We start from the raw sequence: 22284 nt of genomic DNA, 5'->3' as shown, positions 1-22284 counted from the left end.
GCCTGATGCCTGCGGATGCCGCGCCGGACGAGCGCCTGCGCATCTGCTTCCCCTTTTCCGGGGACAGCATCGGCGGCAGCCATATTTCGGTGCGGGGGCTGATCGGGCATCTCGACCCGGCGCTCTACCGTCCGCTGGTGGTGACGGAGGTGCCCGGCGGCATGATCGCCAATTTCTTCGCCGGGCATGAGCAGATGGACGACCCCGCCGCCCACGGGCTCTTCGTGCCGGGCGAGGCCTTCACCCTGCGGAAATTCGGACGGACGCTGGGCGGCGTTCTGCCGCGTGCCCGGTTCCTGCGGCGCAACCGGGTCGACATCGTCCATGTCAATGACGGGCGGAGCAGCGCCAACTGGGCGTTGCCGGCGCGGCTGGCCGGGGCGAAGCTGATCTGGCACCATCGCGGCGATCCCGGCGCGCTGGGCCTGCGCCTGCTCGCACCCGCGCTGGCGCATCGGGTGCTGGCGGTTTCGTCCTTCGCTTTGCCGCCCGCCGGCATCTGGTCGGCGCGAAACCGGGCCTCGGTGATCCACAGTCCCTTCGACACGACGCTGGAGGTGGACCGGACCAGAGCGCGGGAGGCGCTGATCCGCGAACTGGGCGTATCGCCCGATACGTTGCTGCTGGGCTATTTCGGCGCTTTCGTGCCGAGGAAGCGGCCCCTGCTGTTCGTCGACATGATCGCCCGGCTGACGGACGCGACGGGAGGGCCGGTCATGGGCCTGATGTTCGGGGAGGCGCGCGTGCCCGCCATGGACATCGCCCTGCGCAGGCGGATCGCGGAAAAGGGCGTGGAGGATCGGGTGAGGGTGATGGGCTATCGCACGCCCGGCCCCTTCTGGATCGCCGCCTGCGACCGGCTGGTCGTGCCCGCCGTGGGCGAGCCGTTCGGGCGGACATTGGTGGAGGCGATGCTGGTCGGCACGCCCATCGTCGCCGCCCGGTCCGGCGGCAATGTCGAGGCGCTGGAGGGCGGCATCGGCCTGCTGGTCGAGCCGGACGACGCCGGGGCGCTGGCCCGGGCCTGCGCCGATCCGGACGACGTCCGCGCCATGGCCCTGCGCGCCCGTGCCGATGCCCGCGCCCGCTTCAGCGAAGCCGCGCATTGCGCCAAGGTCTGCGCCATCTACGAAGCGTTGCGGCCATGATGGGCGTGGTGAAGCGGCATTTCCTCTGGGCGGCGCTGTTCAGTGCGCTCGCCAATCTGCTGTTCCTCGCGCCGACGCTCTACATGCTGCAAATCTATGACCGGGTCGTGCCGACGCGGGGCGGGACGACGCTCGCCTTCCTGACGGTGGCGCTGCTGCTGGCCTATGCCACCCTCTCCCTGCTGGAATATATCCGCTCGCGCATATTGGTGCGGGCGAGCATCGGGCTGGACCGGCGGCTGGCGCGGACGCTGATCGCCGCCACGCTGCGCCAGCAGGCGGGGGAGGGGATCGGGCGCAGGAGCCGCCAGCCGATCCGCGAATGCGACCAACTCCGCCAGACGCTGACCGGTCCGGCCATGTTCGCGCTGTTCGACGCGCCGTGGACGCCGATCTACATCCTCGTCTGCGCGCTGATTCACCCGCTGATCGGGCTGATGGCGCTGGCAGGCAGCCTGACGCTGGTCGCCATCGCCTGGGCCAGCGACCGGGCGACGCGCCGGCCCCTTTTGCAGGCCAATGCCGCCGCGAACCTGTCCTACAGCAGCCAGGAACAGACGATGCAGGGGGCCGAAGCGGTGCGGGCGCTGGGCATGCAGGGCGCGATGGTCCGACGGCACCTTGCGGAGCGGGAGGACATGCTCGGCTGGCAGGCGGAGGCCAGCTTCGCCGCTGGCAGCCGCATGGCGGTGAGCCGCTTCCTGCGCAACATGCTGCAATCCGGCGCGCTGGGACTGGGGGCGTTGCTGGCGATAGACGGGCAGATTTCCGGCGGCGCGATCTTCGCCTCCTCCTTCCTGCTGGGGCGGGCGGTGGCGCCGGTCGACCAGCTTGTGGGAAGCTGGCGCAGCTTCGTCGCGGCGCGGGCCTCCCATGGGGAGGTCATGGCCTGGCTCGACGGCGCGGCGGACGACATGCCCCAGACCAGCCTGCCTCGCCCGAAAGGCCGGGTGGATGTGGAGCGCGTGACCATCGAGGACCCGCATTCCCAACGGCTGATCCTCAACAACCTCTCCTTCGCGGTCGGGCCGGGGGAGATGGTCGCGGTGATCGGCGCGAGCGGCGCGGGCAAGTCCACGCTGGCGCGGCTGGTGGCGGGCGCCATCGCCTGCGACCGGGGCGAAATCCGCATCGACGGGGCGGAACGGTCGCAATGGGACGGCGATGCGCTGGCGGTGCATGTCGGCTATATGCCGCAGCAACTTTCCCTCTTCGCCGGGTCGATCCGCGACAATATCGCCCGCTTTGCCGATCCGGACGCCGACGCGCGGATAGACGCCGACGTCATTGCGGCGGCACAGGCGTGCGGCGTGCATGAGATGATCCTGCGACTGCCGCAGGGCTATGACACCATGCTGGGCTGGGGCGGCATGGGACTGTCCATGGGCCAGACGCAGCGGATCGCGCTGGCCCGCGCCCTGTTCCGCGACCCGGCGGTGCTGATCCTGGACGAACCCAATGCGCATCTCGATTCCGATGGGGAGGCGCAACTGATCGCGGCATTGGCCAGGGCCAAGGCGCGCGGCGCGGCGATCATGGTGACGGCGCACCGGACCGGCCTGCTGGGACCGGCGGACCGCATACTCGTGCTGGACAATGGCCGCATGCGGATGAGCGGGCCGCGCGATCAGGTGCTGGGCGCGCTGACCCGTCCCCGTCCCGCGCCCGTGGCGGGAGCGGCCTGATGCTGATGCGGACCACGCGGCCCTTGCTGTTGCCGCCGCCCGGCCCGCCGTCGCCGGTGGCGGTCGACCCCAGGCCGGAGGTGCGCGGCGGGCTGCTGGTGGCGGCGGCGTTTTTCCTGCTGTTCCTCGGCTGGGCGGCCTTTGCCCGGCTGGACGCGGCGGCGCTGGCGCCGGGCCGGACGACCGTGGCCGGGCAAAGGCAGAGCGTGCAGCATCGCGACGGCGGCATCGTCGCGGCGATCCTGGTGAAGGAGGGGCAGCGCGTCCGGCAGGGCGAAGTTCTGATCCGGCTCGCCGCGCCTGCCGTGGCCGCGCAGGAACGGGTGCTGGCGTCTCAGGCGATCTGGCTGATCGCCCAGCGCACCCGTTTGCGCGCCGAACAGGCCGGGGCGGGGATGGAGACGCCGGTGGAGTTCCGCACGCTGACCGGGGACGACCGCGCCGATGCGCAGGCGGCGATGCGCGCGCAGCAGGCGCAGATGGCGGCGCGGTCGGCGCTGCTCGGCACGCAACAGGGCGTGGCGATGCATGAGGGGAGCCAGGCCGGGTCTCAGGCCGTGGGCTATCGCGAGCAGGTCGCCTCCGTGATCGAGCAGGAGCGGCTCATCACCGACGAACTGGAGAGCCTGCGCACCTTGGCGGAGAAGGGCTTCGTCAGCAAGACGCGCATCCGCGCGCTGGAGCGGGCCAGGGCGGACCTGATCGGCCAGCGCGGTCGCCTGAGCGCGGCGCGCGACAGTGCGGCCAATATGGTGGGCGAAGCGCGGCTGAAGGCGCTGGAGGCGAAGCAGAATCTGCAGGAAAAGGTGACCTCCGACCTGCGCGATACCGAAGCGCTGCTGGGCGACGTGCTGCCCAAATGGAGCGCGGCGCGGGACGAACTCGCCCGGACGCAGGTGCGCGCGCCGGTGAGCGGGACGGTGGTGGGCCTCAGCGTGCATACGGTGGGCGGGGTGATCGCGGCGGGACAGACGCTGATGGACATCGTGCCGCGCGATTCCGCCATCGTGATCGAGGCGCGCTTCTCCCCCGCCGATGTGGACGATCTGGCGGTGGGGCAGAAGGCGGAGATACGCTTCGCCGGCTTTCCGGGGCGCAGCCTGCCGATCATAGAGGGCAAGGTGACGCGCATATCGGCGGACAGCTTCGTCGAGGAGAAGACGGGCATCGCCTATTTCGCGGGAGAAGTGACCATCGCCCCCGATCAGATCGCGCTGATCCGGCAATATCGGGAAGGCGATTTCGCGATGAAGCCGGGCATGCCGGTGGAGGTGGTCGTGCCGCTGCGGCGGCGGACGGCGCTGCAATATATGATCGATCCCCTTGCCGATACGATGTGGCGCTCCTTCCGGGAGCAGTAGACGTTGTTCCTACACCCATAGGCGCACTCCCGAAGGTGTAGGCGCTATCCCTAAGACCCCACCGCTTCCGCCCGATTTGCCGCTAAGGATTCCGGACCTTTCACAAGGACGCTGGACAGGGGGCGAGCATGGCGAATTTCTTCAACGTGGTGGGAAGCCAGACCATCACGGCAGGGAGTGAGAAGGACCAGTTCTTCGCCTTCACCCGGCTCGCCAATCTCGATACGGTGCGCCCCGATGCGGTGCTGGCGCAACTCGTCTGGAACTCCGCGATTCTCACCGGCAGCGGCGCCGCCTATCAACTGACGGCGAGCAACATCCAGATTTCCATGGACCTGCTGATGGGGGGCACCGGCACGGACGTCATCTACGGGTCCAACCTGTCCGACGCGATCTTCTACAATAATGGCGTTATCGCGGGCGGCTTCGGCAGCTTCGACAATATCGAGCAGTTCTGGCTGGGCGACGGCGACGACATCATCGACCTGACGGCGCATGGGGCGGGCGGGATCGACTATGCCAAGGACGTGCTGGTCCAGGCGGGCCTCGGCAATGATGTCATCATCGGCGGCGCGGGCAAGGATAATCTTCAGGGCGACGGCGGCAACGACATCATCTTCGGCTGGCGTGGCAGCGACACCATTTCCGGCGGAGCGGGCGACGACCTGCTCTATGGCGATGATCTGGGCTTCAACAACATTTCGGGCGACGACACCATCGACGGCGGCACGGGCAACGACATCCTCTATGGCGGGCGCGGCAGCGACAGGATGACCGGCGGCGACGATGACGACATCCTCTATGGCCAGGCCGGCGGCGACAATATGTCGGGCGGGTCGGGCAATGACATTCTCCATGGCGACGATGCCGACACCAACAGCAACGACACGCTGAACGGCGATGCCGGGAACGACCAGCTCCATGGCGGCGCGGGCAGCGACGAGCTGTATGGCGGCACCGGCGACGACATGTTGGATGGCGGCAGCGGCAACGATTATATGCATGGCGGGGCAGGCAACGACACGATCCTCGCCGGTGCGGGCAATGACGTGATCGACGGCAGCGCGGACGTCGACACGCTCGTCTTTTCGGGCAACCGTATGGATTATGTCTTCACGCTCCAGACCGACGGCAGCTATGTCGCGGTCGACCAGCGTGCAGGCTCTCCGGAGGGCAGCAAGACAGTCCGCAACGTGGAATTTTTCCAGTTCGCGGACATGACGACGCCTTCCACCGCGCTGAACGCACCGCCGGTCATCACCTCGAACGGCGGCGGCTCCAGCGCGGCGCTGGCGGTCGATGAGAACGGCACCGCCGTGACCACCGTCACCGCGACGGACCCCGACATGGGACAGACGGTCTCCTTCTCCATCGTGGGAGGCGCGGACGCGGCGCTGTTCGCGATCGACGCGATGACGGGCGAATTGCGTTTCCTCACAGCGCCTAATTTCGAAAGCCCGGCCGATGCGGACCGCGATAATGTCTATCAACTGATCGTTGCCGCCAATGACGGCAATGGCGGCGTTGACACGCAGACGCTCTCCGTGACCGTGAACGATGTGCCGGACGGTTTTGCGCCGGTCATCACCTCCAATGGCGGCGGCGCAAGCGCGGCGATCACCGTCAACGAGAATGCGACGGCGGTGACCGGCGTGACCGCCACCGATGCCGACAGCCCGTCGATCAGCTTCGCCATCATAGGCGGAGCGGACGCCGCGCTCTTCGAAATCGATGCGGCAACCGGCGTCCTCCGCTTCAAGACCGCGCCCGATTATGAAGCCGCCGCCGACGCCGATCACGACAATATCTACAATGTCGTGGTGCAGGCCAGCGACGGCACCAACAGCGACAGCCAGGCGCTGGCGGTGGCGGTCGCCAATCTCAACGACAATGCGCCGGTGCTGACCTCTTATGGCGGGGCGGCTTCGGTCGCCTTCTCCGTCGCGGAAAACAGCCTGCTTGCCGCCATCGTGCAGGCCAGCGACGCGGATGGCGCTGCGCTCAGCTACAGCATCAGCGGCGGCGCTGACGCGGCGTTGTTCACCATCGACCCGCAGACCGGCGCGCTGAGTTTCAGGACGGCTCCGGACTATGAAGCGCCGGACGACAGCAATGGCGACCGCCTCTACCATGTGATCGTCAGCGCGAGCGACGGCAGCAACAGCGTCTCGCAGACCCTGGCCATCGGCATTACCAATCTGAACGACAATGCGCCGGTCATCACCTCCAATGGCGGCGGCGCCTCGGCGTCGATCAGCATGGCGGAAAATGCCAGCGCCGTGACAGTGGTGACGGCCACCGATGCGGACGGCTCCGTCCCCGGTTTCGCCATTTCAGGGGGAGCGGACGCCGCGCTTTTCACCATCGATCCGGTGACCGGCGCGCTGTCCTTCATCAACCCGCCCGATTATGAGAACCGGCTCGATGCCGATGGCGACGGCGTCTATCAGGTGACGGTGCGCGCAACCGACGGCAGCAACGTCGATGATCAGCTTTTGTCCATCGCCATCACCGATGTCGCGGAAAACGGGAGGACGATCACCGGATCATCGGGCAACAACATGATCGGCCCGACGACCACCGTGCTCGCCTATCAGACGACTGCCCTCAACGACACCATCTACGCCCTTGCCGGCAATGACGTCATCGATGGCGGGGCGGGCGCCGACTATATGGATGGCGGCGCAGGCAACGACATCTTCTATGTCGACACCTGGTCGGACGACGGCTTTGCCGGCAATGACGATCAGGTGATCGAACTGGCGGGGGGCGGCAGCGATCTTGTCTATGCCTCCGTCAGCTATCGCCTTGCCGCCAATGTCGAAAAGCTGACGCTGACCGGCGCGGCGGCGATCAACGGCATGGGCAATGATCTGGCCAACACGATCACCGGCAATGACGCGGCCAACATTCTGTCGGGCGGGACGGGCGCGGACATTCTCTATGGCATGGGCGGCGGCGACACGCTGGATGGCGGTGACGATAACGACACCCTCTTCGGCGGCGACGGCAACGACATGCTGATCGGCGGGCTGGGCGACGACTATCTGGACGGCGGCACGGGCGCCGACAACATGGCCGGTGGGCTGGGCAATGACAGCTATATCGTCGACAGCTGGTCCGACGACGGCAACAGCGCCAATGACGACCTCATCGTCGAACTGGCGGGCGAGGGGACCGATCAGGTGAGCGCCTCGGTCAGCTATAAAATGGCGGCCGAGATCGAGAAGCTGGTTCTGACCGGCCCGGACCCGATCGACGGCATCGGCAACGACATCGCCAACAGCATGACGGGCAATGGCGGCAATAACGGCCTCTGGGGCGGCCTGGGCAACGACACCCTGCTGGGCAATGGCGGCGACGACCGGCTCTATGGCGAGGACGGGCAGGACAGCCTGGACGGCGGCGCGGGCAACGACCTGCTGGACGGCGGGGCGGCGGGCGATACGCTGAAGGGCGGCGCGGGCAGCGACACGCTGATCGGCGGCGCGGGCAAGGACACGCTGACCGGCGGGACGGAGGCGGATGTCTTCCTGTTCAACCGCGGCGACACGACGCTCAACACGGCGAGCTATGACCGGATCACCGACTTCAAGGCGGGCGAGGGCGACCGCATCGACCTCGACTTCCTGAACGGCTCCCTGCCCGCCGTCGACTATGCCGAACGGACCATTGCCACCAACAGCTTCTCCGACGCGCTGGCTGCCGCGAATATGACCGCCGGGGTCAATCATGTGGCTTTCGTCGCCGGGTCGACGGACGGCTGGATATTCTACGACGCCAATGGCGACGGCGCATTCGAACAGAGCGTCCAGCTTGTCGGGGTCAACAGCCTGGCGGGGGTGGATTCGAATAGTTTCTTCTAGGCCGTAGTGACGATTTAATCATTTGAGCCATAGCATGATGCTGGCGAGTTTGACGAAGCCGAGGAAGTTTGCGGCGAGTTTGTCATAGCGTGTTGCGATACGGCGCCACTGCTTGAGCTTGGCGAAGAAGCCCTCGATGCCCCAACGCTGTTTGTAGGCGATGCGATCATAGTGGTGCTGATATTTGCGATGGCGGCGAGGTGGGATGACCGGCTCGCCGCCTTGCTCGTAGATGAGATCGTGCAAACTGTCGGCGTCATAGGCACGATCAGCCAGCACCTTGCCAGCCGGGATGCCGCGGATCAGATCGCAGGCGGGCGCCATGTCGTTTTGCTGTCCGGGGCCGAGGATGAAGCGGATCGGCAAGCCCAAGGCATCGACTACGGCATGGATCTTGGTGCCGAACCCGCCTCTCGATCGTCCGAGAGCCTGGGCTTGAGCGCCCCCCCCTTTTTACCCGTGCTCCAGCCGCCTGGGCCTGGGCGCGGATCACCGTCGCATCGATCGCCAGCCATTCGATGTCGGGATCATCCGACACAGCCTCGAAGATCCGGTCGATCACGCCTTGCTCAACCCAGCGATAATAACGCCGCTTGGCGGTCTGATAGGGACCGAACTTCTCGGGTAAATCGCGCCAGCGTCCCCCTGAACGCGCCAGCCAGAGCAAGGCGTCGAGAAACAACCGTCCGTCACTGCGAGGACCGCGCTTGCCCTTGCGCCCGCCCGGAACGAACTCCCGCAGCCGCTCCCACTGATCATCCCGCAGCACTTCGCCTTCCACGCCAGCCTCCAAAAGCCAGCCTTGAATCACAAATCCAAACCGTCGTGAATCCCTAAAATGTCACTACTGCCTAGAGCGCGCTGCGTTAAATCGGACGCAGCCCGCGCGCTTTTTTCTTCCCGTTCGCCCTGAGCCTGTCCTGAGCGCCTGTCTTGCAGGCAGTCGAAGGAACCTGCCGATCCTAATCGAACAAGCCATCCTGGACATTGGAGGGCGGATTGAGTCCCAGATGCTTCCAGCCCGGCCCGTTGAGGCAGCGTCCCCGCGCAGTGCGGGCGATCAGGCCGAGCTGGATCAGATAAGGCTCGATCACTTCCTCGATCGTATCGCGCGCTTCGGAGAGGCCTGCCGCGAGCGTTTCCACTCCCACCGGCCCGCCGCGATAGATGTCAGCGATCATGGTCAGGTAACGGCGGTCCATCAGGTCGAGGCCGAGATGGTCGACATCCAGCCGGGTCAGCGCGGCATCGGCCACCTTCGCATCCACGGCCGGGGCGCCCGCCACATTGGCGAAGTCGCGCACCCGCCGCAGCAGCCGTCCGGCGATGCGCGGCGTGCCCCGGGAACGCCGGGCGATCTCCACCGCGCCGTCGGAAGTGATGGCAAGGTCCAGCAGCCGGGCCGCGCGGCGCACCACCAGTTCCAGCTCATCGACGGTATAGAATTGCAGCCGCACCGGAATGCCGAAGCGGTCGCGCAGGGGCGTCGTCAGCAAGCCCTGCCGCGTGGTTGCGCCCACCAGGGTGAAGGGCGGCAGGTCGATCCGCACAGACCGGGCGGAGGGGCCTTCCCCGATCATCAGGTCGAGCGCCCGGTCCTCCATGGCGGGGTAGAGCACTTCCTCGACCGCGGGGTTGAGCCGGTGGATCTCGTCCACGAAAAGGACGTCGCCCTCATCCAGATTGGTGAGCAGCGCGGCCAGATCGCCCGACTTGGCGATCACAGGGCCGGATGTGGCGCGGAACCCCACGCCCATTTCGCGGGCGACGATCTGCGCCAGCGTCGTCTTGCCAAGGCCGGGCGGGCCGAAGAACAGCACATGATCCAGCGCCTCGCCGCGGCCCCGGGCGGCCTCGATGAAGATACGCAGATTTTCCCGCGCGCCCTGCTGGCCGATGAATTCGGCAAGCGATTTGGGCCGCAGCGCGGCGTCGGCATCCTCGACCCGCCGGGTGGAGGAGATCAGGCGATCCTCGCTCATGCGCGACGCCTGCCCCAACCGTCATGCTGAACTTGTTTGGCTTGCGCCGACCTTCGGTTCAGCATCCATCGTGCCGCTGGTTCGGATGGATAGGCGATAAACCAAGGCCCGGAGCCAGGTCGATCCACCGCGGATTTTCGGACTCGATCAGATTGATCATCCACTGCCGATGCCAGCGCTTGAGTTGCTTTTCCCGGATAATGGCCTGTTCCATCGTGTCGCACATTTCGAAACGGACGAGACTGTGGACGGCATATCTCTCGGTGAAACCCGGGATGCCGTTCGTGCGGTGTTGATGCAGCCGCCCAGGCAGATTCGACGTCACCCCGATATACAGCGTGCCATGAGGCTGACTGGCCAGGATATAGACGCACGGTTCTTTCATCGTCTCCTCCCTTCGGTGCGAGAGGCCTGATGGATGCTGAAGCGAGTTCAGCATGACGGGTGGGGAGGGGGAGACGCATCATTTCGCCGCTTTCCTGAGCGCCAGGCGGACCAGCGCGTCCAGTGACGCGCCCTCGCCCAGTTCCTCTTCCGCCGCCGCGACGGCGGTGCTGGCTTCGGCGGGCTTGAAGCCCAGATTCTGCAGCGCGGAGATCGCATCGGCGCTGTGGCCGCCGGTCGGCAGCGGGGCGAACCCGCCGCCGATCCCGCCGGCCGGCGTGGGCACGGCGCCGATCTTGTCCTTCAGCTCATTGGCGATGCGCTGGGCCAGCTTGGGGCCGACGCCGTTGGCGCGGGCGATCATCGCCTTGTCGCCGGTCGCGACGGCGCGGTGCAGTTCCGCCGGTTCCAGCGCTGAAAGTATGGCCAGCGCCACGCGGGAACCCACGCCCTGCACACCGGTCAGCAGGCGGAACCAGTCGCGCTCCTCCGCCCGGGCGAAGCCGACCAGGCGGATCGCATCGTCCGACACCAGCATTTCGGTATGGACCGTCACCGCTTCCCCCACCGGCCCCAGCGCCGACAGGGTGCGGGAGGAGGCGCCGACCAGATAGCCGACGCCGCCCACATCGATGATGGCATGGTCCAGGCCCGTGCTGTCCAGCCGCCCTTTCAGTTTCGCGATCATGCGCCCCGCCCTTTGGTCATGGTCTGTTCTTTAGGGGCGTCTCCGGCAGGGCGCCAGCTAAAAACCGACGGAGCAAAGGCACCATTTGCCGGCCCGCGCGTAGAGCAGCCGGCGAGGGGCGAAGGAAGGAGCCGTTTTTCATGTCGATTCAGGCGCCATTGCTGGGCCCCAAGGATTTCGAATTTCCCGCGATCATGCTGTCGGGCTATGTCGACCATGGCATGTATCTGCATTTCCGCAATTGCCTTTCGTCCGCGCCGCAGCAGGGGCTGGTGGTGGTGGAGATCGCCACCCTGGGCGGCGACCCGGAAATCGCCCGGATGATGGGGGAGGATATACGCTTCCATTCCGATCTCTATCCTGACCGGCGGCTGGTTTTCCTGGGCAAGACGGCGGTCTATTCGGCGGGCGTGACCTTCATGAGCTTCTTCGCGGCGGAAAACCGCTATCTGGCGCGGGGCACGCGGCTGATGATCCATGAGCGGATCATTACCCGGGACATCCATCTGGAAGGGCCGCTGTCGACCTGCATCGCCTCGCTCAAGGCGACGCTGCATGAGATAGAGGCGTCGATCGCGATCCAGAATGAGGGCTTTGCGAACCTGATCCTGGGATCGCAGGTTTCCATGGAGGAACTGCTGAACCGCGCGCCGGAAAACTGGTATCTGGAGGCGAACGAAGCGCAGGCGCTGGGGCTGATCGCGGCGGTGATATAAAGCGTCTTGTGCAGGGCGCGGATTATGCCTTTGATGCGCCCATGAACCGATCCCGGATATTTCCCTGGCGTTATGGCATGTTCCTGGCCCTGCTGGCCAGCATGGCGCCGTTCGGCCTGGTGCTGCGCTGGCATGAGGCGGTAATGGCAGGGTTCGACCTGGCGGCGCTGGCGTTCATCCTGTCGGTCTGGCCGCTGCTGGATTCCGATGCGGATGCGATGCGGCGCAAGGCGGCGGAAAACGATGCGAACCGGCAGTTGATGCTGCTGCTGACCGGGATCGTGTCGGTGGTGATCCTGGTCGCCGTCGGCGTGGCGGTCAGCCAGCATGGCGGGCCGAGCAAGGCGGCGGTCGCGCTGCTGCTGGCGACATTGGCGCTGGCCTGGCTGTTTTCCAATCTCGTCTATGCGATGCACTATGCGCATATCTTCTATCTGGGCGATGGCAAGGGCGGCGACAGCGGCGGGCTTGATTTTCCCGACATGCAGGAGCCGGGCTATTGGGATTTCCTCTATTTCGCCTTCACATTGGGGATGACGTTCCAGACATCCGACGTGTCGGTGACCAGCCGGGGCATGCGGCAGGCGGCGCTGTTCCATTGCCTCGCGGCGTTCCTGTTCAACCTGGGCATATTGGCGTTCACCATCAATGTGCTGGGCGGCATCTGAACCGACGGGTTTTAAAGCGGGCGTTCGGGATGTGGCCAGATGCGGACATTCCCCCCTTCCGACCTTCGGGGGTTGTTTACCAATTTCCGCTAGGGCCGCGGCATGAGCGACAAAGCCGATCCCTGTCCGAAGTCCGCCGTCAGCCACGGTGTTGGCGTGGCCGGGCTGGTCGGGCTGGGGCTTTGGACGCTGGTCGCGCGCCATTATGGGATGAATGGGCCGAATGCGGGTTTTGCCGCGGTCGTCGCCTGCGGCCTGCCGATGGTGTCGTGGTCGCTGCTGGTCGACAAGGTGCATCGCCGCGCATCGACGGGGATCGACTGGACCGCGCCCGCGCGGCCGTGGCGGGCGGTGCTGGATGTCAGCATCGTCAAGATCGCCGGCCTGTGGGCGACATGGCTTGCCATAGCGGTCTTCTATTGCATCGCCCGCTGGTACTGGAGCGGGGATTATCGCCTTTCCATGAATGTGCTGATGGGCGCGGCGCCCTGGCTGCTGGCGGCATCGGTGCCCTATGTGATCTGGCTGGACCGGCGGCTGGTCGAGCCCAGGGACGCAGGCTATGCCTTCGGTCAATGGGTGATCGGCGGGGCCGCCGGCGCTGCGGACAAGGCCGAGGTCGCCCATCATGCCCGGGCCTGGGCGGTGAAGGGCTTCTTCCTTGCCTTCATGCTGTCGATCGTGCCCGGCAATTTCGCCAGCGTGGTCGAATGGCGGATCGAGGATGCGGTCAGCCATCCGGTGGCTCTGGCGAGCTTCCTGATCGCGGTCATGTTCATGATCGACGTCTGCATGGCGACGGTCGGCTATATGCTGACCTGCAAGCCGCTGGATTCGCATATCCGCACCGCCAATCCGCTGCTGGCCGGGTGGGTGGCGGCGCTGATCTGCTATCCGCCCTTCGTGCTGATGGGCAATGGCGGCCCGCTCGATTATCATGCGGGCGGGGCGGAATGGGATGTCTGGACGCGGGGGCATGGCGTCCTGCAATGGCTGCTGGGCGGATGGCTGGTATTGCTGACGGCCATCTACGCCTGGGCGACGGTCGCCTTCGGGCTGCGCTTTTCCAACCTGACGCATCGGGGCATTCTGACGCATGGCCCCTATCGCTGGACGCGGCATCCTGCCTATCTGTCGAAGAATCTGTTCTGGTGGTTTTCAGCCCTGCCTTTTTTGAGCCTGTCAGGGAGTTTGACCGATGTGGTGCGGAACTGCGCGCTGCTGGGCGTGACCAACGCGGTCTATTATTGGCGCGCGAAGACCGAGGAAGCGCATTTGAGCGCCGATTCAGAATATCGGGCCTATAGCGAGTGGATGGCGCGCAATGGTGTAGTGCCGCGCTTTTTTGCGTGGGCAGCGGGGCGGAAGCCTTTGAGCGCGGTTCAGCCTGCCGAATAGCTGTTCGTTTCCTGCATTCGAAGGCCCGTCATGCTGAACGAGTTTAGCATGACGAATGGGGGATGCCGTCGTTCTCCAGCATCCCGCCAATCCCGCCTAGAAGCTTTCTTCAGCGTAGATTTGGCTGAGGTCGCCCTTCCATTCCTCATGATAGCGGGCGAGGAGGCGTTCGGCATGGGTCCGGCCCGACGCCACGATCTCGTCCAGCGGGGCGAGGAAGCCGCTTTCATTGTCGCCCGACGCATTGAGCCGGGCGCGGGCGGAAAGGCCGCTGCGGGCGATGTCGAGCGCTTCGCCAGCGATGTCGCGCAGCTTGCGATTGCCGCCGATGGGGGCATCCAGCGCCAGTTTCGGCACGGAATCGCGCAGAACCTGCCGTTCCTCCATGCTCCAGTCCTTGACCAGATCCCAGGCGGCGTCCAGCGCGCCTTCGTCATAGAGCAGCCCGACCCATAGCGCCGGCAGCGCGCAGATGCGGTTCCACGGCCCGCCGTCCGCGCCGCGCATTTCGAGGAAGCTCTTCATTCGCACCTCCGGGAAGGCGGTGGAAAGATGATCCTCCCAATCCTTCTCGGTCGGCTTCTCGCCGGGCAGGGCGGGCAGTTCGCCGTTCAGGAAGTCGCGGAAGCTCTGGCCCGCCGCGTCGATATATCGGCCGTCGCGATAGACGAAATACATCGGCACATCGAGCGCATAGTCGGCATAGCGTTCATAGCCGAAGCCGTCCTCGAACACGAAGGGCAGCATGCCGGTGCGGCCGGGGTCGGTGTCCGACCAGATATGGCTGCGATAGGAGAGGAAGCCGTTGGGCTTGCCTTCGGTGAAGGGCGAGTTGGCGAACAAAGCGGTCGCCAGAGGTTGCAGGGCCAGCGAGACGCGGAACTTCTTCACCATGTCCGCCTCGCTCCCATAGTCGAGGTTGGTCTGGATGGTGCAGGTGCGCAGCATCATGTCCAGGCCCATCGTGCCGACGCGCGGCATGTGGCGCAGCATGATGTCGTAGCGGCCCTTGGGCATGATGGGCAGTTCTTCGCGCGTCTTGTCCGGCCACATGCCCAGGCCCAGGAAACCCAGGCCCAGCATGTCGCCGACATATTTGACCTGTTCCAGGTGCCGGCTGGTCTCCGCGCAGGTCTGGTGCAGATTTTCCAGCGGCGCGCCCGACAGTTCGAGCTGCCCCGCCGGTTCCAGGCTGATGGTGCCGTCGGTGCCGGAGAGGGCGATGATATTCTCCCCCTCGAACACCGGGTTCCAGCCATAGCGGGTAAGGCCGATCAGCAGCGTGTGGATGCCGCCGCGCTCATCATAGCTGGGCGCATGGAAATCCGCCTTGGCATAGACGAATTTCTCATGCTCCGTGCCGATGCGCCAGCGATCCTTGGGCTTGGCGCCCTTGGCGAAGGCCGCGATCAACTGGTCGCGGCTCTCGATGATGGGATCGGTCCCCCCTGAGTCGGTTCTGGTGCTCATGCCCCGCCTTAATCTTTCCCCCGGTTGCGTCAAAGCCGCAACGTTCGGCGCTCAAATAAGCTGCGTTGATGACGGCTTCAATCCGGTTGCGGAAGAAAACGATGTTGGGATACCCTTATCGCCAGTCCCCGTTGATCGTCATCCATGCAGTCGTCGCGGCGATGGCGGCGGTTTCGGCACGCAGGATGCGGGGGCCGAGCGAGACGGCCACGGATTGGCGGTGCGCGCGGATCGCTTCGCGTTCGGCGGGGTCGAAGCCGCCCTCGGGGCCGATCAGGAAGGCCGCGGGGCCGGGATGGGCCTTGAGCGTATCGGCCAGCGGTTCGCCGCCGGTCTCGTCCGCGAAGAAAAGCCAGCGATCGTCGCGCCAATCCCGAAGCAGCGCGTCGAGCTTCACCATCTCCCCAAGATCGGGAACCGCGGTGCGGCCGCATTGTTCGGCCGCCTCCACCAGATGGGCGTGCAGGCGATCCAGATTGAGCCGGTCTACCACGGCGCGGCGGGTAAGCACGGGCTGCAGCCGCGCCACCCCCAATTCGCAGGCCTTTTCCGCGATCAGGTCGATGCGGCCCTTCCTGATCGGCGCGCAGCAGAGCCAGAAATCGGGGACGTCCTCCGGCGGCCTGGTCTGGCTGACGACCTCCAGCACCAGGTCGCGCCGGCGGATGTCGCGGGCCCGGGCCGCCCATTCGCCCGAGCGGCCGTCGAACAGCAGGACGATGTCGTCCGGCTTCACCCGCATGACGCTGATGAGGTAATGGGCCGGGTTGCCGTCGACGGGCACGGAAACGCCCTCGCCAAGCAGGGTTTCGACATGGAGGCGCGGGGCGCTTTGCGGCGGCCAGGCGGGGGTTGCGGTCATTCGGTTCGAACTCCGTTCGGGCTGAGCTTGTCGAAGCCCTTTTCTTCTCTAAAGAGCAAGTGAGCCCTTCGACATTTGAACGAGGCAAGGGACTCGGTCAAACAGGGCGAACGGAGTGAGTGTGGCAAGTAGCATCGTTCCCGACAGCGAAGCGCGCGGATTGGTGGCGCGATTGCCGGACATTCCCCGCGCGCTTGCCTTGCTGGCGCGGTTCGACAGGCCGATCGGCTGGTGGCTGCTGTTCTGGCCGGGGGCATGGGCGGTGGCGCTGGCGGGGGGCGCGTGGGCGCACTGGCCGCTGATCCTCTGGCTGTTGCTGGGCAGCATCGCCATGCGGGGCGCGGGATGCGTGTTCAACGACATCGTCGACCGCGACCTCGACCGGCAGGTGGCGCGCACCGCGTCGCGCCCGCTCGCGAGTGGAGCGGTGTCGCTGGGGACGGCGTGGATATGGCTGCTGTCCCTCTGCCTGGTCGGGCTGGCGGTGCTGCTCCAACTGCATCCATATGCGCAGATCGTCGCCTTGGGCTCGCTGGCGCTGGTGGCGGCCTATCCCTTCATGAAGCGGATCACCGGCTGGCCGCAAATCTGGCTGGGGCTGGTCTTTTCCTGGGCCGCGCTGGTCGGGTGGAGCGAGGTGGCGGGAACCCTCGCCCTGCCGGGGTTGTTGCTCTATGGCGGCTGCATCGTCTGGGTGATGGGCTATGACACCATCTATGCCTTGCAGGATCGGGAGGACGACGCGCTGATCGGCATCGGGTCGAGCGCCCTGTCCATGGGCAGGCATGTGCGCGCGGGCGTGGCGCTGTGCTATGCGCTCGCGCTGGCGCTGTGGGGCGGCGCGATCTGGCAGGTCCGGCCGCAGGGTCTGGCTTTGGCGGCGTTGCTGCCGATGGCGGCGCATCTGGGATGGCAGGTCGCGACGTTGAAGGAGGACGGCATCGATCCCTTGGCCAAATTCCGCTCCAATCGCTTTGCGGGGCTGTTGATGTTCCTGGGCTGTCTGGTGGTGGGAAGCGCATGAACGGTCCGCGCGAGGGAGAGGATTGCTGGCGGATCGCGCGGGCGCTGAAGGCCAGCGTGATCATCGATGCGGATGCCTATTTCCGCCATGCCCGCGCCGCGATGATGAAGGCGAAGCAGCGGATCATGCTGATCGGCTGGGACTTCGATGCCGCGATCACGCTGATCCGGGAGGATGAGGCGAGCGACGGCGCGCCCACGGTGATCGGGGATTTCATAAGCTGGCTGGTGGAGCGGACCCCGGAACTGGAGATATTCCTGCTGCGATGGGATGTCGGGGCGATGAAGTCCATGGTGCGTCCGTCCAACCTGTTCACCACGGTCCGCTGGATGGCCAATCCGCGCATCACCGTAAAGCTGGACAGCCATCATCCGACCGCCGCCTCCCACCATCAGAAGATCGTGGTGATCGACGATTGCTTCGCCTTTTGCGGCGGGATCGACATGACGGCCGACCGCTGGGACACGCGGCATCACCGTGATGAGGAACCATGGCGGCGGCACCCGGACGGCTCGCCCTATGGCCCCTGGCATGACGCGACGACCGCCTTGCAGGGACCGGTGGCCGCGGCGCTGGGCCAGCATGCGCGGGCGCGGTGGACGGGTGCGGGCGGCGGGGAACTGGCGCCGGTCGAGGGCGAGCAGGATTGCTGGCCCGATGCGTTGCCGGTGCAGTTCGAGGATGTCGACATCGCCATATCCCGCTCCGCGCCGGAGATGGAGGATCAGGAGCCGCTGATCGAGATCGAGCGGCTCTATGTGAACCAGATCGCGTCGGCGCGGCGGTATATCTACGCGGAGAGCCAATATTTCGCCTCCCGCCGCATTGCCGAGGCGATTGCGGCGCGGCTGGCGGAAGAGAACGGGCCGGAAATCGTCATCGTCAACCCGGAACAGGCCGATGGCTGGCTGGAGCAGCAGGCGATGGACACGGCCCGCGCCCGGCTGTTCGAGGCGCTGAAGGCTCGGGACGTCCATGACCGGTTCCGGCTCTATCATCCCTTCACCGCGCGGGGGGAGCCGATCTATGTCCATGCCAAGATACTGATCGTCGACGATCGGGTGCTGCGCGTCGGATCGTCCAACATGAACAACCGCTCGATGCGGCTGGACACCGAATGCGACGTGACGATCGATTCCGCGCTGCCCGCCAATGCGGGGCGCGAGGATGCGATCCGGGGGATCCGCGACGATCTGGTCGCGGAGCATCTAGACCTGCCCGTCGAGCGCGTGGCGGCGGTGATTGCCGAGCGTGGGCTGATCGCGGCCATCGAACAGTTGCGCGACAGGCCGGGACGGACCTTGCGGCCCTATGTGACGCCTGACCTGAACGACGTGCAGGCCTGGCTGGCGGATCATGAGGTGCTCGATCCCGAAGGACCGGGCGAGATGCTGGAGCCGATCACGGAGCGCGGACTTTTCCGCCGGATGCGTGGATGGACGGAGGGGGGGTAGCTCTCTTTTCCGTCATTTCCGATTCCGCGGGAATGACGGTTACGAAAATAGGATCAGCTATTCCGCCGCCAGAAGTGCCTCCGCGCCGCCCAGATTGACCGAAACCAGCCGACTGACGCCCCGTTCCACCATCGTCACGCCGAACAGCCGGTGCATGCGCGCCATCGTCACCGCATTATGGCTGACGATCAGGTATCGCGTGTCGGTCTGCCCCACCATGGCGTCGAGCAGGTCGCAGAAACGCTCGACATTGGCGTCGTCCAGCGGCGCGTCGACTTCATCCAGGACGCAGATCGGCGCGGGGTTCGTCAGGAACAGCCCGAAGATCAGGGCGACGGCGGTCAGCGCCTGCTCGCCGCCGGAAAGGAGCGTCAAGGCGGCGAGCTTCTTGCCCGGCGGCTGGGCCATGATCTCCAGCCCCGCTTCCAGCGGATCGTCGCTGTCGATCAGTTCCAGATGCGCCTGGCCGCCGTTGAACAGGGTGGTGAACAGGCGGCGGAAATGACCGTCCACCGCCTCGAACGCGGCGAGCAGGCGCTGCCGCCCCTCCCTGTTCAAACTGCCGATGGAGCCGCGCAGGCGGTTGATCGCCTGGGTCAGTTCCTCGCTTTCGGCGCGGCTGTTGGCCTGCGTGGCCTCCAGCTCCTCCAGTTCCTGCGCGGCGACGAGGTTGACCGGGCCGATGCGCTCGCGTTCGGTGACGAGCCGGTCATGCTCAGCCTGCTCGCTCTGGGCGATGCGGATGTCGGCGCTGGCGAAACCCAGTTTCTCCGGCAGGACCGGCGGCGGGCACTCGAAGCGTTCACCGGAGAGGCGGTTGGTTTCGACCCGCTTCTCATCCGCCGCCTCGGCACGCGCGGCGGCGGTGGCGCGGGCTTCGCGGGCGTTGGCGAGCGCTTCGCCCGCCTGCGCCGCGCGCTGTTCGGCGGCGCGGAGCGCGGCTTCGGCTTCGCTTTCCTCGCGGCGGGCGGCGTCCGCGGCCTGCGTCAATGTGTCGCCCTGCTCGCTCAACATGGCGATGGCGGCGGCCAGACCGTCCGGCTGGTCCGCGATCTCGGCCCGTTCCTTCGCTATGCCCTCGCCACGCTCGACCATGGCGGCGATGCGCTTGGCCGCTTCGCCGGCACGGGCGCGCCACCCCCTGGCCTCCGCATCGGCGGCGGCCATGCGTTCGCGGTCGCTGGCGAGCGCGCGATCCGCCAGCGCCTGATCGGCCTGTAGCTGGCTGACGGCGAGCCTTGCCTTCTCGCTCGCCTGCTGCAGCGTGGCGACCTGGGCGCGGGTCTCCTCCCCATCGGGCATGGCGGCGCGGCCGGCCTGCGCCTTGTCATGCTCGGCCTGCGCCGCGGCGAGGTCGCCGCGGGCTTCGCTCAACCGCTCCTCTATCGCCTCGCGGCGCCCGATCAGCCGTTCGAGCGCGGTGGCGGCTTCATCGGCGGCCCGCAGGGCGGTGCGCAGCCGCTGGTCCGCATCCGCAAGCTGAGTGCGGCCGGCGGCCAGCGTCTGGGCCGCCTCCCGCTCGCGCATCGAGGCGGCGTCCTGCGCGGCGCGGGCCGTCTCGACCTCGGCTTTGGCGGCAGGCCGGGCGGCGGCAATGGCTTCGAGGCGGTTGAGCCGGATCAGCCGTTCGGCGGCGGCGGCGCCACCCTCGATGGCGACATAGCCGTCCCAGCGGCGAAGCTGTCCGTCCCTGGTGACGAGACGCTGGCCGACCGCAAGGACCTGGCCTTCGTCGCCGTCCGCCACCGCGACCTGCGCCAGACGGCGGGCGAGTTCGGGCGGGGCGGTGACATGGGCGGAGAGGGCGGCGCAGCCTTCGGGCAAGGACGGGTCGCCGGCGAGCGCGGCGGCGCCGGCCCAGCGCCGCTTGCCTTCGGTCGCGATGGGCGCTTCCAGATCGTCCCCCAGCGCCGCCGCGAGCGCGCGTTCATAGCCGGGCGCCGCCTTCAGCCGGTCGAGCGCGCGGCTGCGGTTGCCTGTGCCGCTGTCGACGGCGCGCTGGAGCGCAGCGGCTTCGCTGTCGAGCGCGGCAAGGGTGGCGCGGGCGGAGGACAGGGCGGCTTCGGCGGCGGCACGGGCCTCGGCCGCTTCGGCACGGCTGGTCTCGGCGGCGCGGATCGCGGCTTCGGCGGCGTCGCGGTCGGTGCCGGCCTGCTGCTGGGCCGCGATCGCTTCGGCCCTTTTCCCTTGCAGCGGCGCCGGGTCGGGCAGCGCGGCGGCTTCGGCTTCCAGCCGCTGCGCCTCGCGGGAGGCGCGGTCGAGGCGGGTGCGCGCAGCGGCCAGCGCAGCCTCTGCCACGCGCAGTTCCGCCTGCTCGCCCGCCTGCTTCGCCATCGCCTTGGCAAGATCGAGTTCGGCGTCGCGGGCGGTATCCTCCGCGCGGGCGATGCGCCCGGCGAAATCGGGACGCATCGCTTCGGTTTGCGCGATGCGCGCCTTGAGCACGGCGATCTCGCCAGCGAGGCGGGCAATGGCCTCCGCCGCGTCGTTGGCGAGCGTGCCTTCCCGCTCCCTGTCCTCTTCCAGCCGTGCGGCCTGCTGGGCGAGGTCGTGGAGGCGGCGGACCACGCCGTCGCGCTCGGTGCGCAGCGCGGCGAGCTTGTGGCCTGCTTCGCTCGCGGCGTCGCGGGCGGCCTGGGCGGCGGCGCGTCTCTGCGCAAGCGTTTCGACGGCGGCATTGGCATGGACGGCTGCTGCCTGCTGCGCCTCCTGCGCGGCGGCGACGGCGCTTTCGGCCTGCTTGGCTTCGGCACGGGCGGCGTCCGCGCTGGCGGCGGCCTCGCGCCAGCGGGCGAAGATCACCCGCGCCTCGCCAATGCGGATCTGCTCCGACAGGCGGATATAGCGCTCCGCCGCTTTGGCCTGACGCCGCAGGCTGTTGGCGCGGGCGTCCATGTCGGACAGGATTTCGTCCAGCCGCATCAGATTCGCTTCGGCGGCGCGCAGCTTCTGTTCGGCATCCTTGCGCCGGACATGCAGGCCGGAAATGCCCGCCGCTTCCTCCAGCATGGCGCGGCGTTCCTGCGGGCGGGCGGCGATCACGGCGGCGATGCGCCCCTGGCTGACCAGAGCGGGGCTATGCGGGCCGGTGGCGGCGTCCGCGAAGATCAGCGACACGTCCTTCGCCCGGAGGTCGCGGCCATTGGCGCGATAGGCGCTGCCCGCCCCGCGCTCGATCCGGCGGGTGACTTCCAGTTCCCCGTCCGTACCGACTTCCACCGCATTGAACAGCTCGCCCTGTTCCTGGATGGTGAGCAGCGAGACTTCCGCGAAATCGCGCTGCGGGCGGGTGGAGGTGCCCGCGAAGATCACATCCTCCATGCCGCCGCCGCGCATCGACTTGGCGCTGGATTCGCCCATGACCCAGCGGATCGCCTCCAGCAGGTTCGACTTGCCGCAGCCATTGGGCCCGACAATGCCGGTCAGGCCGGGTTCGATGCGCAGCTCCGTCGGGTCGACGAAGCTCTTGAAGCCGGAGAGCTTGAGGCGCTTTATCTGCATCGTGCAAGATCGGGGCAGCGCGGAGCCGCCCCGCCATCAGCAGGAAGCCGGACCGACGATGTCAGCCCCCCCTTGTC

16 protein-coding genes are annotated in these 22284 nt (G+C 67.0%); 9 read left to right on the top strand and 7 right to left on the bottom strand.

What is annotated here, in order from left to right:
- Positions 1-5 precede the first annotated feature (5 nt).
- From TZ53_RS03685 to TZ53_RS03670, 4 genes are all read left to right on the top strand, one after another.
- On the top strand, positions 6-1148 hold the full coding sequence (locus tag TZ53_RS03685; protein WP_238320112.1) for a glycosyltransferase family 4 protein: 1143 nt from the start codon (positions 6-8) through the stop codon (positions 1146-1148).
- The gene (locus TZ53_RS03680) at positions 1145-2833 is read left to right on the top strand and encodes a type I secretion system permease/ATPase (protein ID WP_044660454.1); all 1689 of its coding nucleotides are present in this window, start codon (positions 1145-1147) and stop codon (positions 2831-2833) included. The genes TZ53_RS03685 and TZ53_RS03680 overlap by 4 nt, the downstream gene beginning before the upstream one ends.
- On the top strand, positions 2833-4194 hold the full coding sequence (locus tag TZ53_RS03675) for an HlyD family type I secretion periplasmic adaptor subunit (protein WP_052628082.1): 1362 nt from the start codon (positions 2833-2835) through the stop codon (positions 4192-4194). The genes TZ53_RS03680 and TZ53_RS03675 overlap by 1 nt, the downstream gene beginning before the upstream one ends.
- A gap of 128 nt (positions 4195-4322) precedes the next feature.
- Entirely contained in the window at positions 4323-8060 is a 3738-nt protein-coding gene (locus TZ53_RS03670) for a calcium-binding protein (protein ID WP_044660453.1), read from the top strand.
- Positions 8061-8078: 18 nt separating this feature from the next.
- On the opposite strand, the gene TZ53_RS25915 is transcribed toward TZ53_RS03670, so the two are convergent.
- From TZ53_RS25915 to ruvA, 4 genes are all read right to left on the bottom strand, one after another.
- Positions 8079-8841, bottom strand: a protein-coding gene (locus TZ53_RS25915) for an IS5 family transposase (RefSeq protein ID WP_157009768.1) whose coding sequence is annotated in 2 segments (ribosomal slippage) — positions 8079-8507 and positions 8509-8841 — 762 coding nt in all. Because the reading frame shifts where the segments join, the coding sequence is not laid out codon by codon here.
- Between the two features lie 181 nt (positions 8842-9022).
- Positions 9023-10042, bottom strand: coding sequence for a Holliday junction branch migration DNA helicase RuvB (gene ruvB, locus TZ53_RS03660; RefSeq protein ID WP_044660451.1), 1020 nt, complete (start codon positions 10040-10042; stop codon positions 9023-9025).
- 58 nt (positions 10043-10100) lie between these two features.
- Positions 10101-10427 carry a GIY-YIG nuclease family protein gene (locus tag TZ53_RS03655; protein WP_044660450.1) on the bottom strand — a complete coding sequence of 109 codons (327 nt, stop codon included), beginning with the start codon at positions 10425-10427 and terminating at the stop codon, positions 10101-10103.
- Between the two features lie 78 nt (positions 10428-10505).
- The gene (ruvA, locus tag TZ53_RS03650; RefSeq protein ID WP_044660449.1) at positions 10506-11114 is read right to left on the bottom strand and encodes a Holliday junction branch migration protein RuvA; all 609 of its coding nucleotides are present in this window, start codon (positions 11112-11114) and stop codon (positions 10506-10508) included.
- Between the two features lie 140 nt (positions 11115-11254).
- On the opposite strand from ruvA, the gene TZ53_RS03645 reads away from it, so the two are divergent.
- The 3 genes from TZ53_RS03645 to TZ53_RS03635 all read left to right on the top strand — a co-directional run bounded on the left by TZ53_RS03645 (position 11255) and on the right by TZ53_RS03635 (position 13896).
- Positions 11255-11830, top strand: coding sequence for a peptidase S14 (locus TZ53_RS03645; protein ID WP_025550553.1), 576 nt, complete (start codon positions 11255-11257; stop codon positions 11828-11830).
- Positions 11831-11871: 41 nt separating this feature from the next.
- A complete protein-coding gene (locus TZ53_RS03640) occupies positions 11872-12498 on the top strand; it encodes a DUF1345 domain-containing protein (protein WP_044662832.1) in 627 nt (208 codons plus the stop codon).
- Between the two features lie 102 nt (positions 12499-12600).
- Entirely contained in the window at positions 12601-13896 is a 1296-nt protein-coding gene (locus TZ53_RS03635; RefSeq protein ID WP_044660448.1) for a methyltransferase family protein, read from the top strand.
- Between the two features lie 96 nt (positions 13897-13992).
- Here TZ53_RS03635 and TZ53_RS03630 read toward each other — a convergent pair whose 3' ends face one another.
- Positions 13993-15366 carry a glutamate--cysteine ligase gene (locus TZ53_RS03630; protein WP_044660447.1) on the bottom strand — a complete coding sequence of 458 codons (1374 nt, stop codon included), beginning with the start codon at positions 15364-15366 and terminating at the stop codon, positions 13993-13995.
- Positions 15367-15481: 115 nt separating this feature from the next.
- Positions 15482-16228: a 16S rRNA (uracil(1498)-N(3))-methyltransferase gene (locus tag TZ53_RS03625; protein WP_044660446.1), complete on the bottom strand. Its 747-nt coding sequence runs from the start codon at positions 16226-16228 to the stop codon at positions 15482-15484.
- 121 nt (positions 16229-16349) lie between these two features.
- On the opposite strand from TZ53_RS03625, the gene ubiA reads away from it, so the two are divergent.
- Entirely contained in the window at positions 16350-17252 is a 903-nt protein-coding gene (gene ubiA, locus TZ53_RS03620; protein WP_044660445.1) for a 4-hydroxybenzoate octaprenyltransferase, read from the top strand.
- Positions 17249-18706, top strand: a complete 1458-nt coding sequence (locus TZ53_RS03615) for a phospholipase D-like domain-containing protein (RefSeq protein WP_044660444.1) — start codon at positions 17249-17251, stop codon at positions 18704-18706. The genes ubiA and TZ53_RS03615 overlap by 4 nt, the downstream gene beginning before the upstream one ends.
- 57 nt (positions 18707-18763) lie before the next feature.
- On the opposite strand, the gene smc is transcribed toward TZ53_RS03615, so the two are convergent.
- Positions 18764-22207 carry a chromosome segregation protein SMC gene (gene smc, locus TZ53_RS03610; protein ID WP_044660443.1) on the bottom strand — a complete coding sequence of 1148 codons (3444 nt, stop codon included), beginning with the start codon at positions 22205-22207 and terminating at the stop codon, positions 18764-18766.
- Between the last annotated feature and the right edge of the window lie 77 nt (positions 22208-22284).

This window comes from Sphingobium sp. YBL2 (genome assembly GCF_000943805.1).
In the GTDB taxonomy this organism is placed as follows: domain Bacteria; phylum Pseudomonadota; class Alphaproteobacteria; order Sphingomonadales; family Sphingomonadaceae; genus Sphingobium; species Sphingobium fuliginis.
This window is presented reverse-complemented; position numbering and strand designations above follow the sequence as displayed.

What these genes read in the sequence shown, in the direction of transcription:
- TZ53_RS03685 (WP_238320112.1), top strand. Translation starts at nt 6, where the DNA reads ATGCCTGCGGATGCCGCGCCGGACGAGCGCCTGCGCATCTGCTTCCCC.
- TZ53_RS03640 (WP_044662832.1), top strand. Translation starts at nt 11,872, where the DNA reads ATGAACCGATCCCGGATATTTCCCTGGCGTTATGGCATGTTCCTGGCC.
- TZ53_RS03655 (WP_044660450.1), bottom strand. Translation starts at nt 10,427, where the DNA reads ATGAAAGAACCGTGCGTCTATATCCTGGCCAGTCAGCCTCATGGCACG.
- TZ53_RS03630 (WP_044660447.1), bottom strand. Translation starts at nt 15,366, where the DNA reads ATGAGCACCAGAACCGACTCAGGGGGGACCGATCCCATCATCGAGAGC.
- TZ53_RS03680 (WP_044660454.1), top strand. Translation starts at nt 1,145, where the DNA reads ATGATGGGCGTGGTGAAGCGGCATTTCCTCTGGGCGGCGCTGTTCAGT.
- TZ53_RS03625 (WP_044660446.1), bottom strand. Translation starts at nt 16,228, where the DNA reads ATGACCGCAACCCCCGCCTGGCCGCCGCAAAGCGCCCCGCGCCTCCAT.
- TZ53_RS03675 (WP_052628082.1), top strand. Translation starts at nt 2,833, where the DNA reads ATGCTGATGCGGACCACGCGGCCCTTGCTGTTGCCGCCGCCCGGCCCG.
- smc (WP_044660443.1), bottom strand. Translation starts at nt 22,207, where the DNA reads ATGCAGATAAAGCGCCTCAAGCTCTCCGGCTTCAAGAGCTTCGTCGAC.
- TZ53_RS03670 (WP_044660453.1), top strand. Translation starts at nt 4,323, where the DNA reads ATGGCGAATTTCTTCAACGTGGTGGGAAGCCAGACCATCACGGCAGGG.
- ruvA (WP_044660449.1), bottom strand. Translation starts at nt 11,114, where the DNA reads ATGATCGCGAAACTGAAAGGGCGGCTGGACAGCACGGGCCTGGACCAT.
- ruvB (WP_044660451.1), bottom strand. Translation starts at nt 10,042, where the DNA reads ATGAGCGAGGATCGCCTGATCTCCTCCACCCGGCGGGTCGAGGATGCC.
- TZ53_RS03635 (WP_044660448.1), top strand. Translation starts at nt 12,601, where the DNA reads ATGAGCGACAAAGCCGATCCCTGTCCGAAGTCCGCCGTCAGCCACGGT.
- TZ53_RS03615 (WP_044660444.1), top strand. Translation starts at nt 17,249, where the DNA reads ATGAACGGTCCGCGCGAGGGAGAGGATTGCTGGCGGATCGCGCGGGCG.
- TZ53_RS03645 (WP_025550553.1), top strand. Translation starts at nt 11,255, where the DNA reads ATGTCGATTCAGGCGCCATTGCTGGGCCCCAAGGATTTCGAATTTCCC.